Origin of the sequence: Nocardia sp. NPDC057668 (assembly GCF_042799795.1) — a bacterium.
GTDB lineage: Bacteria > Actinomycetota > Actinomycetes > Mycobacteriales > Mycobacteriaceae > Nocardia.
Genome location: NZ_JBHVIC010000003.1, coordinates 724,819 through 741,778 on the forward strand (window position 1 = coordinate 724,819; position 16,960 = coordinate 741,778).

Genomic DNA, 16,960 nt, shown 5'->3' on the forward strand with positions numbered 1-16,960 from the left:
TCTCCTAGACATTTACACTTCTGCTCGAAGTGTATCCAGTAGATACACTCGTCTTGAAAATGTCAATGAACGAGACGGATCGAGGGCCCATGTACGATCAGCGCGTGGCCGCAGCCCCGAACTTTCAGAGCGATATGCGCAAGCTCCTGCGCGAACGGATCATCGACACCGGCCGGCGCATCGTGGTCGCCGAAGGCTGGGGCGCGGTGAACATGTCCCGGCTGGCCAAGGAGGTCGGGGTCAGCCGCCCGGTGCTGTACAAGGAGTTCGCCAACAAGCACGAGCTGGCCGAAGTGGTCATCAGCCAGGAGGTCGACACCTTCCTGGCCGGCATCGCCGAATGTCTGGCCGCGCAGCCCGGCGACGTCGTGCTCGGCATTCGCGCGGCGGTCGAGTTCACGCTGCGCACGGGCGCGGACAACACCCTGCTCAAGGCGGCGCTCGCGGGCCGCACCGCGCCGGACACCGCACTGCTGCCGGTGCTGATGACCGAGACCGAACCGGTGCTCGGGCGGGCGATCACGGCGGTCACGCTGATGATCCGCGGGCAGTACACCCTCACCGAGGTCGGTGACGACGAACTGGCCGCCATCACCGAAACCCTTGTGCGACTTGCGCTGAGCCATCTGTTCCAGCCCACCGGCCCGATCGACCGGGCCGTCGGGCAGATTCACACGGTGGTCGCGGGCGCGTTCGCGAACCTGCCGGCGCGGTAGCCGGCGCGACGGGCCGCCGGGCTTGAAAGGCTAAGTGCCCGTGACAGGTTCGAAGTCGATCTGCTCGCGGACGCCGCAGTCCGGACAGCACCAGTCCGGCGGCACCTCCGACCAGGGCGTGCCCGCCGGGAAGCCCTCGCGGGGCGCGCCGCGCGCCTCGTCGTAGACGTACTCGCAGACCGGGCAGCGATAGGCGGCCATCACCGCACCCCGTACTTCGCCAGGACGCGGTCGCGTTTAGCGGGCTGGATGTTCGCGCGGGTGATGTCACCGTCGTAGTGGGTGAGCACGCGATGGTCCATGACCCTGCGCCACAGCGGCGGGAAGTAGGCCAGCCCGATCATGCTGGGGTATCCGGCGGGCAGGTTGGGCGCGCCGTCCACCGTGCGCAGGGTCTGATAGCGGCGGGTGGGGTTGGCGTGATGATCACTGTGCCGTTGCAGGTGGTAGAGCACGATATTGGTGGCGATGTGGTTGGAGTTCCAGCTGTGCGCGGCCGTGCAGCGCTCGTAGCGCCCGCGGGCCGTGCGCTGGCGCAGCAGGCCGTAGTGCTCGATGTAGTTCACCGTCTCCAGCAGTGCGAAGCCGTAGACGCCCTGGATCAGCAGGAACGGCAGCACCCACGGGCCGAACACCGCGACCAGCGCGCCCCACAGCACCGCCGACATCAGCCAGGCATTGAGGACGTCGTTGCGGATCGTCCACGGGCCCTTATCCATTCGCTTGAAGCGCGCGGCCTCCAGCGCCCAGGCAGAACGCAGACTCCCCCACACGCTGCGCGGCAGGAACATCCACAGCGATTCGCCGAAACGCGCGCTGGCCGGATCCTCGGGCGTCGCGACGCGCACGTGATGGCCGCGATTGTGCTCGATGTAGAAGTGCCCGTAGAACGTCTGCGCCAGCGTGATCTTGGAGAGCCAGCGCTCGAGGTCGGTCTTCTTGTGCCCGAGCTCGTGCGCGGTGTTGATGCCGACCCCGCCCATGACCCCGACGGTCAGCGCCAGCCCGACCCGCGACACCGTGTCGAGCCCGCCGTCGAGCCCGAGCCAGGACAGCTCCGTCGCGGTCCACAGGTAGCAGCCGTAGACCAGGCTCAGCAGCTGGCACGGAATGTAGGCGTACACGCAGTAGCGGTAGTACCTGTCCTGCTCGAGCCACGCCATCGCGGCCTCGGGCGGATTCTCCAGATCGGGCAGGAAGAGCCGGTCCATCGCCGGCAACAACGTGTACACCAGCAGCGGCCCGAGCCACCACCACACCGGGGACACGGCCTGCCAGCCCAGCAGCCCGAACACCCACACCAACCCGGTGGCCACGAACACGGCGGTCGGCGGCACCAGTCCGAACAACCAGAAGTAGCGGTTGCGATCACGCCACCGCGGCGGCGCGACCTCCCGCGACTCCTCGGTACGAGACGTCGTCATTGTCGATCTTTCCTCGAATACAACTGCTGGCGCAGTGTATTCAGCGACGCCCGTTTCCGCCGGACAATCGTCCAGTAGACCGGCTGCCGATCCCACATTTCAAGACCGCATCAGTCGCGGGTGGACCACATCAGTCGCGGGTGGTAAGTCGTTGCTCGGCAATCGCAGCCCGATGGGCCGGGGACGGAGGCTCGGCGAGCCCGATCCCGGCATCGGTGAGAATCGTCAGGTCTAGGGTCCATTCACGGACAGACCGCACCTGCCAGAGCGCAAAGGCTTCGGCTACATGCTGCCGTGCCTGCACCTCCGACATGCCCGTCACAGATCTGAGATGGTCGAAAGCGTGGGATGCTCGCCCGCTGACCTGAGCAAACCCGAAGTGGGTCGTCTGATGACAGTCGGTACAGAGCAGGATGATGCGACGTAGGTGCTGTATGCCGGTGGCATCGTCGAAAACCCACCGCTCATGCGCTTCCAGCCAGCGCCGGGCGGCCCCGTCACGATCGCGGCCGCACACCTCGCACCGATGCCCGGCCCTGGCGTTCACCATCCGCCGCAGTCGTAGCCAATCCTTACCGTCGACGCACGAGCGCACATTGGTGAACCAGCAGGTTTCGGGCACCAGATCCACGAATAGGCCGCTGCCGCAGGTACGGTCCTCGCCGGGCAGAACCTCCGGCACACTCGGGCGCACCGAACCCGGTCGCCCCTCGGGGTGGGCCTCGATCCATTTCAGGCCGCCCAGATCGAGCCGCAACCGCGCGCGTGTGACCGCAACATAGGCGAGTTTGGCCTCGGTCTGCCCGATCGGGACCGGACCGGGACATTCGGGGTTCTCCGGATGGGCGAAATCATCTCCGATCCGCACCGTGTCCCATTCGCGGCCCTTCGCCTTGTGCGCGGTCGATATCGTCACCTCCGCGTCGGCCTCGCCGCACAGGTTCGCGACAGCCTCGAGCACCACGTCCACGCCGTGGTCATCGATCAAGCTCACCAACGGCCCCAGATCCGCGCCGGCCGGGTCGTTCTCCGCGTAGTCCTGCAACTCGCCCCACGAGGTGAACAGGCAAAGCTCCGGGTGAGTACTGCGCCGGCCGCCCTGCAGATCGCGCGCGGCCAGAGCAAGCAGCTCCAGCGACTTGCCGCCGCCGACCAGAGCCACCCTGCGCTTTCGACTCAGGTGCGACATCACCTCGAGCATCGCGCCCACATTGGTCCGGCAGAGCACCACGTCGGCCTGCTCGACATCGCAGATCTCGGTGGCCAAGCCGTCATTTCCTGTCAGCCGGATCGGCGCGTCGACGATGGCGAGCCACCGATTTGCTTCGGCCGCAACAGCCGCGCCGAACCGAAACGATCGAGTCAGCCCCAGGTGTGTACCGTCGAAGTCGTACATCACGTCCTGCGCACCTCGCCATCCGTAGATGGCCTGCGCGGAATCACCCACCATGACCAACTGGGAGTGACTCCGCTGCGCGTTGAATACCTGTTCCACAACGGGATTCGTGTCCTGCGCCTCATCCAGCAGAATGAAGTCGTAGTCCAGTTCCGGCTCACCGAGAGCCCACATCTTCAGGTAGTGGTCGTGGTCGAACCGCACCGATCCACGGTCTCGATGTTGCAGATCGCCCCACGCCTTCACCGCGTACGGCAGCACCGCATCGATGAGCCGCTGATGATCCGAGACGTCGTCCAGACCACGCAGTCGGGGCACGTGCCGGGACATGATCTCCCGATCAGCGGAATAGCAGAACCGCTGCACCGTCCGCACCGTTGTGTATGACAGAGCCGCAGCGCTCACCGGCCGGTTGCCGATTCGCAGGGGATACCGAATCCCCAGCGCTGCACCAACCTTCGCCGACGAGACGCGAGCGGCATTCAAGCGCTCCCGATAGTGGTGCCCCACGGCGCGATAGGCCATCGAATGAGCGGTCCGGCATTGCACGGTACGCACGAATCTCTGCTGCGCCTCGGCCGCCACCGCGCGGTTGTAGGCGAGGTACAGGCCTGCCCGCGAGCTGCCGTTCGACAGCAGCCGGAGGGTCGTCGTCTTCCCCGTCCCGGCCCCGGCCTGGATCGCCATGTCCGCACCACTCGCGAACGCATCGATGGCCGCCTGCTGCTCGATGGTCGGTGCCGATGTCGCTTGCCCCACACAGACTCCCCCCTCGGATGCCATGCTCGAGCAACGATCATCGCATCGACCACCGACAGGGACGAGGAATCGCGGGGATCAGTCCGCCGGGAGTTCGGCGCCGGACTCGGCGAGCTTGGCGGCGACCTCGTCGGGAAAGACGTTGCGGAACAGGAACAGGTCCCGGCCGAGCTTCCAGCCGGGGGCCAGGGCCACGGCGTAGCGCTCGAAGTAGCCGAGCTGTTTGCCCATCAGGATGAGCTGTTCGGGGCCCGCCGCGCCGCGGCGCTTGCCGAACTCGAGCAGGCGGGCGGCCACTACGCCGAGGTCGAGCTTGTCCAGGCTGCCACTCAGCACCGGGCCCAGTGCGACGGCCAATTGGCGGCCGATGGTGGCGTCGTCGCCGCTGTCGTCCGAGACCATGTCGAGCTTGCGCAGCGCGCGGGCCACGGGCCGGAAGTCGTTGTCGATGGCGCTGGCGTAGAACAGGGCGCGCACGAAGTCGCGCCATTCGGTCTCCATGCGGCCGACGATGCCGAAATCGAGCATGGCCACCCGGCCGTCCTCGAGCAGCCAGAGGTTGCCCGCGTGCACGTCACCGTGGAAGAGCCCGTGCACCGCGACGCTCTCCATCCACGCCTTGACCAGGCGGCGGATCAGCAGTTCGGAGTCCGGGTGCACCGCGCGGATGTCGTCGAAGCGGTCCAGCGGCATGCCGCGCATGCGCTCCATGCACAGCACGCGCGGTGCGGTGTACTCCCAATACACCTCGGGGACAACGACATTGGTGTTGTCGCCGAAGACGGTCAGGTTGTGCCGCGCCCGCGTCTGGTTGTCGGCCTCGATGAGGAAGTTGAGTTCGGCCACCGTGGCCTCGTACAGATCGCGCACCACGGCCTGGGTATTGGCCACCCGCGCGTTCTCCGAACGCTTCTCCAGCGTGCGCGCCAGCTTCATGGCCGCGCGCAGATCCACGATCATGCGCCGGGCGATCTCCGGGCGCTGCACCTTGACCACGGCCGGGCGGCCGTCGGCCAGCACACAGGCGTGCACCTGCGCGATGGAGGCGGCCGAGAGCGGCTCGTCCTCGAAGGACTGGAACAGCTCGGAAATGGGCTTGCCGAGCTCGGATTCGATGATCGCGCGCGCGTCCGCGGAGGGGAACGGCGCCATATCGTCCAGGCAGCGCAGGCAGGCGTCGGCGAGTTCGCGCGGGAAAGCGCCCGGCGACGAGGCGATGAGCTGACCCAGTTTGACGAACATCGGGCCGAGCGATTCGAAGCCGTTCACCACACCGTCGGCGACCGCGCGCTTACGCTTGGCCTTGCGCAGCCCGCCGCGCAGCACGCTGCGGGTGACCGAACCCCCGAGCACCGCGCCCACGATCGCGGTGCGCCGCAATTCGGAGAACCCGAACGTATTCAGATCGGGCCGAACCACCTCGGGCGTACCGGCCCGCACAGTCATGGGTGAGCTCACGGGCGGCAGTGTATCGCTGATTGTTTCGCAAACCCCGCTGTGGTGCCCGGCACACGTTACCGAGGCGTTCAGTGGTTAGGGAGGGGTAAGGCGGGGTACCGTGCATGGTCGGGCCGCGATCCGGCCCACTGATAGAGGCGGAAAGGCAAGACCGAAGTAATGACGGGTACAGCGGAAAAGCTGGCGGAACTGCGCAAACTGCTCGAGATTGCCGAAGAACCCTCGGGTGAGAAGGGCATTCAGAAGCGGCTCGCCAAGGGCATCCCCAGCGCCCGAGAACGCGTGCACATGCTGCTGGACCCGGGAACCTTCGTCGAAATGGGCGCGCTCATGCGCCAGCCCGGCAAGCCCGACGCCTACTACGGCGACGGCGTGGTCACCGGCCGCGGCTACATCGACGGCCGCCCGGTCGTGGTCATCTCGCACGACCCCTCCGTGTACGGCGGTTCGGTCAGCGAGACCTTCGGCCGCCGCGTGCGTGCCGCGATGGACTTCGCCTACAACAACGCCTGCCCCGTGGTCTGCATCAACGACTCCGGCGGCGCGCGCATCCAGGACGGCGTCGCCTCGCTGGCCTGGTACGCGAACATGTGCCGCCCGCTGGATGATCTGTCCGGCTTCGTGCCCACCGTCGCGGTCATGTTCGGCAAGTGCGCCGCGGGCTCGGTGTACGGCCCGATCAACATGGACGTCCTGGTCGCGACCGAGGACTCGTACATGTTCGTCACCGGCCCGGAGGTCATCAAGGCCGTCACCGGTTCCTCGGTGACCGCCGAGGAGCTCGGCGGCGCCCGCGCGCTGGAGAAGAACGGCACCGTTCACCACGTCGCCAAGGACGAGGCCGGTGCGTTCGCCTGGGTTCGCGAATACCTGAGCTACCTGCCGACCAGCTGCGTCGAGCCGGCGCCGGTGGTCAACCCCGGCCTCGAGCCGGAGATCACCGCGACCGACCGCGAGCTGGACACCTTCATGCCCGACGCCGACAAGGTCGGCTACGACATGCACGAGATCCTGCTGCGCATCTTCGACGACGGCCACTTCCACGAGGTGGGCGCCAAGACCTCGGAGAACCTGATCACCGGGTTCGCCCGTGTCGACGGCCGCCCGGTCGGCGTGCTGGCCAACCAGCCGCTGGTGCTGGGCGGCGCGCTCGACGCCGCCTGCTCGGACAAGGCCGCGCACTTCATCCGGCTCTGCGACGCGTACAACGTGCCGCTGATCTACGTGGTCGACACCCCGGGCGTGTTGCCCGGTGTGGACGAGGAACGCAATCACGTCATCAAGCGCGGCGGTCGCATGTTCCGCGCGCTGATCGAGGCCACCGTCCCGATCGTCACCATCGTCACGCGCAAGGCGTACGGCGGCGGCTTCGCGGTCATGGGCTGCAAGCAGCTCGGCGCCGATGTGGCCCTGGCCTGGCCGACCGCCCGCCTGGCCGTCATGGGCGCGGAGTCGATGATCCCGATCGTCGGCAAGCGCACCCTCGAGGCCACCCCCGAGGAGCAGCGGGAGTCGGTGCGGCAGAACATGATCGACTTCTACAACGCCACCGTCGCCACCCCGTGGACCGCGGCCGAACGCGGCTACATCGACGCCGTCATCGAGCCCTCGACCACGCGCCTCGAGATCCGCAAGGCGCTCAAGCTGTTGCGCGACAAGGGCGCGGTGCGCAAGCAGAACCCGCGCAAGCACAACCTGTTCCCCATGTGAGCACGGCGCGATAGCCGATACCTCACTCGGTCCCCGGTCTCCGCGGCCGGGGACCGAGTCGTTCGAGGGGCGGATCGTTCGGCGGAATAGGCTCGTTCAACAGGGATGGGCCGCCCAGCGGGCAGGTCGTTCGCCGACTGCCGGGCCGGTCGTTCGCCGACTGCCGGGCCGGTCGTTCGCCGGGCGCCGGGCCGATCGGCGGGCCCTGCGGACCGGCGAGCAACCATCCACGCGCGCTTCAGCATTCACTGGGCGCGGGTACGCCCCGCAGCCGCTCGTCCAGCCACAGCAGCGACTCCGGGTACCCCACCGCCGCCGCGATGATGTGCTCGCCGAACACGCTGCGGTAGACCGCGCGCGCCCCGAGCGCGCACTGTTCGTCGTAGAGGTCCCGCGCACCCTGCTCGGGCACCCAGAACTCCTGCGCACCGTGGTAGATGTACAGCGGCACAGCCGATTTGCGGCCCTGCATGCGGGTGATGCGGTAGATCTCCTGCGCGAAGGGACTGTTCAGCGGGTCGGGGAAGTTCGCCGCGACGTCGATGGGCAGCAGCAGCACCCCCGGCAGCGCGAAGGTGTCCACGCACCAGTCCTTCACCACCGAGGTCGTCACCCAGCGCGCCAGATTGTTCATGCGCGCCAGGATCTCCGGGCGCTCCCGGCCGACCGCGAAGGTGGCCGCCATGAAGATTCCCGAGGCGAGATTCGCGTTCATGCTGCGCGCCAGCAACTCGTAGTCCGCGGGCACCCCGCCCAGCGCCGCGCCGACCACCACCTCGGTGAGTTCGGGCGCGTACTCCTCGAGCAGCTTGACCGCGCCCTTGGTGGCGATCGCGCCCCCGGAGTAGCCGACCATGCCGAAACGGCTGTCGCCGAACTCCTCCGGCAGCGCGCCGCGCACCGCGCGCACCCCGTCCAGGATCGCGTGCCCGGCCACGTACGGCTCCGCGTAGGCCATGCGCGGACCCTCGTGGTCCGGCACCAGCACCGCGTACCCGCGCAGCAGCGCGAGCTGGGTGGTGGGCGGCAGGTATTCGGTCAGGTTGGTGTTCAGTGAAATACCATGCGCCAGGGTGTAACTCGGGTTGCATTCGCGGCCCAGCGCGTTGATGGGCAGATTGTTCACCAGCACCGGCCGCTGCCCGGGCCCGGCCCACTCCCCCGGCGGCACGGCCAGCGAGGAGACCGCGTAGGAGGGCGCGCCGTGCGCGTCGGTGGTGCGGTACTTGAACTGCACCACCTGGTGCACCGGCGCCAGCAGGATGGGGCCGCCGACCGCGGTGACGTCGCGCCAGGCGATCAGCTGTCCCGGAGCCATCCCGTCCAGATCGGCGGGCCACTCGTCCACGAAGGCGTCCCCGACCGGCGCGGGCATGGTCGCGGCCCGCAGCGCCGCCAATTCGGGTGTGAGAGAGTCGCCGTCGACCAGCGGGGTGTCCGGGGCGGGGGGCAGCGCGGGCGCCGGCAGGACCGTGTCGATCCACTGCTGTATCGCGGGCAGCAGGTCGAAGCCGGAGGAGTTCACCGTCGCCGGCACACTCGCGCCGACAGGCGGATCCGGCGCGGGCGGCTCGGCGTTCGCGGTGGTCGCGAGGCTGCCGAACAACAGTGCGGCGGCGAGGATTCGAGAACAACGCGGCACGGCAACCCCCACGCAATGAGAGAACTCGGCGGTAACCGCAACCTTAAACCGGCGCTCTCCGTGGGGTATTCGACGTAGTCTGTTCGACGCGGCATCGAGACCGGTCCGTGCCGATCCATGCCGATCCGAGATGATCCCGCAGGATCGGGACCGGCCGGTCAGCCCCGCTCGTCGTATTCGCCCCTGCGGCGGCTGAATCGCACCACCGTCGGGAACCCGCCGGCCACCGGGTCGAAGGATTCGGTACGCACACCGATGCTGTCGGTGAGCGTCTGCAGCACGTGCCAGCCGAAGCCGCCCTCGTCCAGGGCGTCCGGCTCGGACACCACGGTCCCCACCCGAATGCTCATCCGATTGTCGTTGTAGCCGAAGTCGCACTCGATCACACCGCCCGGCACCGACCCCAGGATCAGCGCCGTGGCCACCTCGTCCAGCGCGACCCGGATGTCCGTCACCTCGTCGAGGGCGAAATCCCCTATCAGAGCCACTGTTTCGGCCAGCGCGCGCAGCATGGTCAGCTGCGCCAATTCGGCCGGAACGCGAATGCCGATCACATCCGCCTCGGTCGCCGATCCAGAGATCCCGTCCCGCATACGCCGCTCCGCCCGTCCGCCACCACGCCGCGCCGGCGGGATGCGCCGCGCGCGGCCGTTGTTCGATCCGTTCGCCTGATGCATATTCTCGAACACTCACTCGCCTGACGGATGTCGATCGCGCGGTCTGCCGGCGGAGACGAACACCCGGCACGTGTCATTGACGGCCATACCCGGGGCACGAGCGACGAAACCTCCGCACCCCGGCTCATTCCGCATCGGAGCGCTGATGGACCGTCAGCAGCAGATGGTCGAATCTGGTGCGCAGTTCCACCGTCACCCCGCCCAATGCGGCGAACTCCGCGACCAGGAGCCCGGACAGCGTGCGGAGTTTGGTGTTGGTCTCCTGCGAGCGCCAGGTCAGCACCCGGAACGCCTGTTCGGCGTTGATGCCGTACACCAGCATGAGCGCGCCTTTGGCCTGCTCGATGACCGCGCGGGCCTGGTACAGCTCGGGCAGGGCGTCGTCGAGGGTCTCCTGCCGATGCGCGGCGAGGGTGTCGGTGACGTCGATGTAGTAACCGGAGGTGCCCACGACCCGGTTGTGGTCGTCGAAGAGGTGATCACCGACCACGATGACGTGATGCACCGTCCCGCCGGTGTCCACGATGCGATGCCTGCTGCAGAACGGCTCGCCGCTCTCCACCGACCGGGCCAGCGAACTGGCGAACAGCGCGCGGTCGTCGGAGTGCTTGTGGGTGAGCAGCAACTGGGTCGTCGGCTGCACCGTGCCGGGAGCGTACCCGTGCATGGCCGCCACCTCGTCCGACCACTCCCAGCGCTGCTCGGCGGTCCAGAACCGGAAGCTGCCGACCGCCTGCGGCCGGCCCGAACCGATCACCTGATCGAGCCCCTGGCCCTCCCCCGAAACCTCACCGCCGAGCATCACCACCCGAGTATGGGCTGCCGGGCCCCCGCCCGGGACCGGATCAGATACGCGAGGCCATCACCGCGTCCAACTGGGCGCTGCTGATCTGGCGGGCCGCGTTGGACACCGAGGTGACCATGCAGTTCCCGAAGGAGCCCAGACGGTCGAACAGGGTGGCCACACCGACGGCCATACCGCGCTCGCTGAAGTGGCTGTCGGCCTCGACGCCGATCTCGTAGCCCTGCGGCATGCGCGAGATCGCCAGCGTCATATCGGTATTGATGAAGCCGATGCCGCCGTCGCCCCAGTTGGTCATCATGCTGGTCGCCTCGGCGACCATGGCGACCCGCTGGAAGGGCGAGAGCTCCTCACCGGTCATCACTCGAATCGGGTTCTGCCAGGTGCGCTTGCGGGCGTTGTTCTCGTGCTCGGTCGGCACCGAGGACCAGTCGTCCTGGGCCGCCGTGCTGCTGAACAACGGGATCTTGGGCTCGGGGCCGGTGGGCGCGAGTTCCAGGGACGGCGGCACCGGTTCCCGCTCGCGGTGCCACAGCTCGCCCGCGGGCTGTTCGGAGGGCCGCAGCAGCACCGCCGACGCCCGGGCCGCGATCTTGCCGTTCTGCACGACGTTCACATCGGCGACGCGGATGCGATTGCCGTCGCGCACCCGCACGGTGGGCAGGGTGGTGTGCTCGAAGCGGGCGGCGCTGAACAGGTCCACGGTCAGGCGCACGGGGGTGAAGCCGTCGGTGGCGTGCTCGAGTTCCAGCTGCCGGGCCATGAGCCCGCACAGCGCGGGACCGACGACCTGGGCGGCGCTCCACTGACTGGCCGCGAACCGCGTCGGCTCGACGCCGTCGCCCACCACATCGAAATACGCCGGGACGTCCACCACGGGTCCACCTGTCCTGTCCGGTACCACTGATCGAATCACTGCTCCCAGACCTAACACACAGGTAGAACTCGTTTCAATACAAAGACCCGCCGCCGGCCGGTGGCATTTCCCACAGCGCCCGGCATACCGTCCGGCAGGTCCGGTGATTAGGGCTCGGGCGGGTCGGGTAACCAGGTCCCATCGGCCCTGAGGTCCGGGGCGGAGAAGAGGACAGTGATGATGCAGCCCGCACCCCTCGGCACCGCCCGCAGGCTGAATCGCAACGACAGCGCCGATACCGCCGTTCCCCGCACCGAAGTCCGCACCCTGCCCGGGCTCGCGCTGACGGCCCTGGCGCTCATCGCGGCGGCACTGGCCGCGACGGCCGCGGGCCACGGCTGGGCGGACGGGGCGCTCTTCGCCACGGTGGCGGCGGTGGCGTTCCTGGGGGCGGGCATCACCCTGCTGGTGACCGAACACGGCCGCGCGGTCCGGCCCGGGCCCCGGGACGAGTGAAAGCGGGCGCCGCGGCGCCGTGCAATTACCTCCGGAACCGGGCTCGGACAAAACAATTTTCGAGCCGGTAAACATCTTCGCAGCGGTGTGCAATCCCGTTGGCGGGCTACAGAATCCCTCCAGTTCATCGGCACGCCGCATGTCGATCTCGAATCGTCGGCGAAAAAGTCTGATCTGACCAGTATTTTCGTTCAGAAATACTCCTGGCCGCACCTTCCGGGCACCCCAGGAAGGGTCTCCGCGCAAACATTCGGCATCCCGGAATCGTTGCCGGACCTGCGAATTCGAGGTTGCAGATGTACTTGCATCTGCGCGGAGCACGGTCCTAGACTCGGGGTGTAAGGCACCGTAGGGGATAACCAGGGAGCCGAACGGTAAACCACCGGCGATTCCGCGCCACAGGTTTGCCGACGGCTTGGCATCAGGGGCGTTCTAATGAACCAGCCAATCAACCTCAGCCGACTCGGGTTCGCCGAAAGGAATCAGCCGGCGCACACCTATTCACGCGAGACGGCGACCGAATTCGTTATCGGACAGGTCGAATCCACCGGAGCGGCCACTCGGTACGATTTCGATATCGACCGAATAGTCACCACCGCACACGCGATGGTGAACGACTGGGATCTGCACTCGCTGCAGCGTGATGCGTTCTGGCGTATCGCGTCCAGTTTCATCAGGCAGTGAACTGAACTGCACTGCACGGCCTGACCGGGGCCCCGCAAGGGGCCCCGCCAGCATGTGCGCACCCCGAAGCAGCGCCGGCACCGTTCCGCGCCGCACGCTCACACCCTATTCATCCACCGGGTTCGGTGGTCCAGCGTCGCCGGCATAGTCACCAGCGCCCGACCTGGTCGACAGCGTTGCCGGGCAACCGTTTTCGGGCACAACAACAGGCCCGTTCGGTGAACGGGCCTATTTGTCTCAGAGCGCGTCGGCGATCTCCGTCAGGAACTCCCGCGACCGCTCCGGCGGCTCGGCCTGCACGCTCAGCTGATCCATGACCTGCCGGTAGAGTTCGAGATCCTCCCGGCGATCCAGGTACAGCGCACTCGTCAGCTGCTCCAGGTACACGATGTCGGGCAGCTCGGATTCGGCGAAGCGCAGCATGGTGAACGAACTGCCCGCGGCCGCATGGCCGCCCGCCGCGTACGGCAGCACCTGAATCGTCACGTTGGGCAGCTGCGAGATCTTGATCAGATACTCGAGCTGCCCACGCATGACAGCGGGGCCACCCACCGGACGCCGCAGCACCGACTCGTCCAATACCGCCCAGAACGTCGGCGCGCCTTCGCGCGTCAGCAGCTCCTGGCGGTGCCTGCGCAGCGATACGCGTCGCTCGCCGTCCTCGTCGTGCCCGAGAGCGACGACGGAGCGGGCGTAATCGGCGGTCTGCAGCAGGCCCGGAATCAGTTGGCCCTCGTACGTCCGGATGGACTTGGCGGCATGTTCCAGACCCAGGTAGGTCTCGAACCAGGATGGCAGCAAATCGCTGTAGCGATGCCACCAGCCCGGCTGGTTCGCCTTGCGTACCAAATCCAGGAACTGTTCGAGCTCACCGGGATCGCTGACGCCGTAGAGGCTCAGCAGATCCCGGATGTCTCGTTCCTTGAATCCGGTTCGCCCGAGTTCCAGGCGACTTATCTTGGCGTGGGAGCCGCGGATGTGTTCACCGGCGGCCTCCCGGGTGATCTTGTTCTCTTCCCTCAGCTTCCGTAGCTGCCCGCCCACCGCAATACGCAGTGCGGTCGGGCCGCGTTCGGCGACAGCGGAATTCACCCGACCGTGGGGAACGGGTTCAGCGATCATGAGGTCCACTCCGATGCTCGGATTGCCGGCAGTGGACACAACAGCAGCGTCGCGAACCACCGCGCCGATTGCCAATGCTACCGCTCAGAACGCCAGATCGTCGAACTCTCCGCTCTTGGCGCCCAGGATGAAGCATTCGATCTCGGGGCGGGTGTAGACCAGGACCGAACCCAGCGGGTCGCGGGAGTTGCGCATGGCCACCCCGCCGTCGGCGAGCTGTGCGAGCTCCACGCAGTTACCACTGGGATTACTGAAAGTGCTCTTGCGCCAAGACAGTTCGGATGGATCGAACTGGGTTGCGGAAATATCCGTCATTTCAGACTCCTATGCCGGTACCGCCCGGTCGGCGGTGATCCAGTACTTGCAAATGTTCGAGCAAATGTTCTTACAGTTGCAACCGCAAGACGAACGATAGCACGCAGGTAGCCCCGCATCGATGGCTCTGCGCAGCCTGATCCTTTGCAACACAACAGCATTGATCTTGGTGTCGGATTCATCACTGCGAAGTTGCGAAGATTTTCCGGCGTTACATACCGGTCGGTTCCGTAACTCGCTGTCCAGGCCGATAGCGCGAACCCTCAGGTCAACACTTGGCGAATCTTGTACTGTCACTGGGCATATCCCCCAGCGAACGTGCTGAGCACACCTGTCGAGGAGCCGCCATGTCCGACGTACAACATCCGGCTATCCGCACCGATGTCCCGCATTCCGCGCGGATCTGGAACTACTGGCTGGGCGGTAAGGACAACTACGAGATCGATCGCACGGTCGGGGACGCGAGCCTGGCCATCGACCCCGACATCCGCACCATGGCGATGGAGTCGCGGCAGTTCCTCATTCGCACCGTGCGTACGCTCGCGGGCGAACTGGGGGTGCGGCAGTTCCTGGACATCGGCAGCGGATTGCCGGTTACCCGGAACACCCACGAGATCGCCCAGGAGCTGAATCCGCGGTCAAGGGTGGTCTACGTGGACAACGATCCGCTGGTGCTCGCGCACGGCCGCGCGCTGCTCAGCAGCGGCGCCGAAGGGACAATCACCTTCTCGGAGCACGACTTCCACCAACCCGACCGAATTGTCGCAGATGTCCGGAGTGACCTGGATTTCGGCGAACCGATCGCGGTGATGTTCATGGGGGTGCTCGGGCACGCTCGCGTGGCGGGCGACCTCGAGCGCATCGTCGGGGCCCTCATGGCCGAGCTGCCGGCCGGCAGCTACCTCGTGCTGTGGGACGGCACCACCGACAGTGACGCCTACGTGAAGCTGTGGCAGGAGTACGGCAAGTCCGGTGGCGTGCCGTACATCCCGAGACCCAAGGAACAGTTGCTGGCGGCGTTCGACGGGCTGCGACTGCTCGCGCCCGGGTTCGTTCCCATCTCCAAGTGGGGCATCGACCCGGCGGCGATGGAGTTCGCTCCGGACATTTCGGCCTACGGGGGCGTGGCGCGTAAACCCTGACGCCACAACAACACCGATCGGGACGTCAGACCCTCGACACGTTGTGTCGAACGTGCAGATGCACTTGCATCTGCACGATTCACGCCCCTACACTCGGTTAACCAATTCCACCCTCGGCCAGAGGCATCCCATGACACAGATGCTCGCCCCCAGCACCGAACTTTCCGGTGACGATTGCGACGTAGAACCGCGCGGCCTCAGTTATCGCCGGGCCCGCACCATACTGCACGCACACGATCAGCACTTCGCCTGTCGGCAGTATCTAGCCGCCATCGCGTATCTCTCCGCGGACAACGACGTCGACTGAAACCCGGTCCCCTCGCGGGGGTTCGGCACGCTTGCCCCGGTGAGCGTACACACCCCCGCGGGCCAGGTTTCCGGCGCCCTTGCCGCGCACCGGCTCCCGATCGACTCTTGCGTTCTCGCCTTGCAAGACACAGCATTAGGCGGGTACTCCGGATAGGGAACTGCCGTCACGTGGAAGAGCGCCGAGATGATTCTGACTGCCGCCCACGATTTGCTGGCCACTGGAGCGTCACTGGCCCAAGTCTTCGATCCGACCCCGGAAACCCCGCCGGCCGCCGATAAGCTACTGCGCCTGGTCCGCTACTTCACCTGGTTCGTTCTACTCTCCGGCACGATCGCCATCATCTACGCCGGTGGCCGGTTCGCCTGGGAGAAGTGGAGCGGCGGGGCGCTGCAGTCGCCCAAGCAGATCGCGGGCGCACTGGTGGGCGGCGTGATCGCCACCAGCGCGGGCACCATCATGAATGCCGTTATCGGGCAATAGCGGTGGGCGGCCCGGCTGTTCACGCGGCCGGGCACCGAATATACGGGGCTACCGCCACTGTCGTCTCAGACAAGCCCGGCGGAACCGGGCCGCCCGTCGTCCCTACGCCGAAGCGGCGTGTGCGGTCTCGACGGTGCGCCCGACGATGTCCGCAGCGGGGGAATCCGCGGCGTCGGCGGATTCGCCCGGGGCGCCGACCATTTCCTCGAACCGGGCCACCACCTTCTGGTGGTAGAGCCCGAAGAGATCCTCGAACAGCGCCAGCTGCGCCTCGCTCGGACCGCCCTCGGATTCCCAGACGGCGATGAGCGCGCGCCACACCAGCACGTGCAGATCCGGCGACACCGCGAAGTAGGCCTGGACCGCCTCGGGCACCTCGAGAATCATCTCGCCGATGGAATTGAGCACCGCGCGCTGCATGTTGTGCCCGAGCGCGGTCAGCAGTCGCCGCAGTAGCCCGAGTTCGATGCGCAGCATCCGGTACGGGTCCGGATCGGCGCCGCGCGCAAGGGTTTCCAATTCGTCGATCTCGGCCTTGAAGACCGACGGATCGATGGCCCGCTCACTCCCGGTGTAGGCGAGCAGCGCCTCCAGGGCGATACCGCGCTCCTCCTCGACGATATTGCCGAACATCTCGGCGGCGATCTCGGGCGCGGGCATCGAGAGGCGGAACAATCGCCGGTACACGTCCACGCCGCCCTCGGCGCGCACGTCGCGGATGACGAATCCCTTACCGCGATGGGCGTCCACGAATCCGTAGGATTCCAGTCGCCCCAGAATCAATTGCGCCGTCGCACGATTCAGATCGAACTCGTCGGCGACCTGCCGAACGGACGGCATCAGACCACCGGGGGCGTACTCTCCCGCTGCGACCCGCCGCGCCAGTTCGTCGGCGACGTCAGCGACGACCGTCCGGTCTCCCATCGTGTCACCTCTCCAGAACCTAGTACA

At 67.0% G+C, this 16,960-nt stretch carries 17 protein-coding genes; 6 read left to right on the forward strand and 11 right to left on the reverse strand.

Annotated features, from left to right (window positions below; all coding sequences use genetic code 11):
- Positions 1–104: 104 nt before the first annotated feature.
- A complete protein-coding gene (locus tag ACFVBH_RS21900) occupies positions 105–716 on the forward strand; it encodes a TetR family transcriptional regulator (protein ID WP_379003871.1) in 612 nt (203 codons plus the stop codon).
- Between the two features lie 30 nt (positions 717–746).
- Here ACFVBH_RS21900 and ACFVBH_RS21905 read toward each other — a convergent pair whose 3' ends face one another.
- The 4 genes from ACFVBH_RS21905 to ACFVBH_RS21920 form a co-directional block, all read right to left on the reverse strand.
- On the reverse strand, positions 747–917 hold the full coding sequence (locus tag ACFVBH_RS21905; RefSeq protein ID WP_354989633.1) for a rubredoxin: 171 nt from the start codon (positions 915–917) through the stop codon (positions 747–749).
- Positions 917–2,140: an alkane 1-monooxygenase gene (locus ACFVBH_RS21910; RefSeq protein ID WP_379003873.1), complete on the reverse strand. Its 1,224-nt coding sequence runs from the start codon at positions 2,138–2,140 to the stop codon at positions 917–919. The genes ACFVBH_RS21905 and ACFVBH_RS21910 overlap by 1 nt, the downstream gene beginning before the upstream one ends.
- 130 nt (positions 2,141–2,270) lie before the next feature.
- The gene (locus tag ACFVBH_RS21915) at positions 2,271–4,295 is read right to left on the reverse strand and encodes a UvrD-helicase domain-containing protein (protein WP_379003875.1); all 2,025 of its coding nucleotides are present in this window, start codon (positions 4,293–4,295) and stop codon (positions 2,271–2,273) included.
- A gap of 78 nt (positions 4,296–4,373) precedes the next feature.
- Entirely contained in the window at positions 4,374–5,741 is a 1,368-nt protein-coding gene (locus tag ACFVBH_RS21920) for an ABC1 kinase family protein (RefSeq protein WP_379004573.1), read from the reverse strand.
- Between the two features lie 171 nt (positions 5,742–5,912).
- Here ACFVBH_RS21920 and ACFVBH_RS21925 point away from each other — a divergent pair, with 171 nt between their 5' ends.
- Positions 5,913–7,463, forward strand: a complete 1,551-nt coding sequence (locus ACFVBH_RS21925) for an acyl-CoA carboxylase subunit beta (RefSeq protein ID WP_379003878.1) — start codon at positions 5,913–5,915, stop codon at positions 7,461–7,463.
- A 238-nt stretch (positions 7,464–7,701) separates the two neighbouring features.
- On the opposite strand, the gene ACFVBH_RS21930 is transcribed toward ACFVBH_RS21925, so the two are convergent.
- The 4 genes from ACFVBH_RS21930 to ACFVBH_RS21945 form a co-directional block, all read right to left on the reverse strand.
- Positions 7,702–9,117, reverse strand: a complete 1,416-nt coding sequence (locus ACFVBH_RS21930; RefSeq protein ID WP_379003880.1) for a lipase family protein — start codon at positions 9,115–9,117, stop codon at positions 7,702–7,704.
- A 146-nt stretch (positions 9,118–9,263) separates the two neighbouring features.
- Positions 9,264–9,698 (reverse strand): ATP-binding protein, encoded by a 435-nt coding sequence (locus ACFVBH_RS21935; RefSeq protein WP_379003882.1) that lies wholly within the window; start codon positions 9,696–9,698, stop codon positions 9,264–9,266.
- A gap of 208 nt (positions 9,699–9,906) precedes the next feature.
- On the reverse strand, positions 9,907–10,584 hold the full coding sequence (locus ACFVBH_RS21940) for a PAS and ANTAR domain-containing protein (protein WP_354989650.1): 678 nt from the start codon (positions 10,582–10,584) through the stop codon (positions 9,907–9,909).
- A gap of 43 nt (positions 10,585–10,627) precedes the next feature.
- Positions 10,628–11,461 (reverse strand): acyl-CoA thioesterase domain-containing protein, encoded by an 834-nt coding sequence (locus tag ACFVBH_RS21945; RefSeq protein ID WP_379003884.1) that lies wholly within the window; start codon positions 11,459–11,461, stop codon positions 10,628–10,630.
- 219 nt (positions 11,462–11,680) lie between these two features.
- Between ACFVBH_RS21945 and ACFVBH_RS21950 the strand changes: the two genes are divergently transcribed.
- Together ACFVBH_RS21950 and ACFVBH_RS21955 are read left to right on the forward strand one after the other, a co-directional pair.
- The gene (locus ACFVBH_RS21950) at positions 11,681–11,956 is read left to right on the forward strand and encodes a hypothetical protein (RefSeq protein WP_379003887.1); all 276 of its coding nucleotides are present in this window, start codon (positions 11,681–11,683) and stop codon (positions 11,954–11,956) included.
- A 435-nt stretch (positions 11,957–12,391) separates the two neighbouring features.
- Positions 12,392–12,640, forward strand: coding sequence for a hypothetical protein (locus ACFVBH_RS21955; protein ID WP_354989624.1), 249 nt, complete (start codon positions 12,392–12,394; stop codon positions 12,638–12,640).
- 237 nt (positions 12,641–12,877) lie between these two features.
- Here ACFVBH_RS21955 and ACFVBH_RS21960 read toward each other — a convergent pair whose 3' ends face one another.
- A complete protein-coding gene (locus ACFVBH_RS21960) occupies positions 12,878–13,762 on the reverse strand; it encodes a helix-turn-helix transcriptional regulator (protein ID WP_354989623.1) in 885 nt (294 codons plus the stop codon).
- A gap of 84 nt (positions 13,763–13,846) precedes the next feature.
- A complete protein-coding gene (locus tag ACFVBH_RS21965; RefSeq protein ID WP_354989622.1) occupies positions 13,847–14,077 on the reverse strand; it encodes a DUF397 domain-containing protein in 231 nt (76 codons plus the stop codon).
- Between the two features lie 347 nt (positions 14,078–14,424).
- Between ACFVBH_RS21965 and ACFVBH_RS21970 the strand changes: the two genes are divergently transcribed.
- Positions 14,425–15,219, forward strand: coding sequence for an SAM-dependent methyltransferase (locus ACFVBH_RS21970; protein WP_354989621.1), 795 nt, complete (start codon positions 14,425–14,427; stop codon positions 15,217–15,219).
- A 493-nt stretch (positions 15,220–15,712) separates the two neighbouring features.
- The gene (locus ACFVBH_RS21975) at positions 15,713–16,009 is read left to right on the forward strand and encodes a hypothetical protein (protein WP_354989620.1); all 297 of its coding nucleotides are present in this window, start codon (positions 15,713–15,715) and stop codon (positions 16,007–16,009) included.
- Positions 16,010–16,111: 102 nt separating this feature from the next.
- Here the strand turns inward: ACFVBH_RS21975 and ACFVBH_RS21980 are convergent, their stop codons facing one another.
- Positions 16,112–16,933 (reverse strand): GntR family transcriptional regulator, encoded by an 822-nt coding sequence (locus tag ACFVBH_RS21980; RefSeq protein WP_379003893.1) that lies wholly within the window; start codon positions 16,931–16,933, stop codon positions 16,112–16,114.
- Between the last annotated feature and the right edge of the window lie 27 nt (positions 16,934–16,960).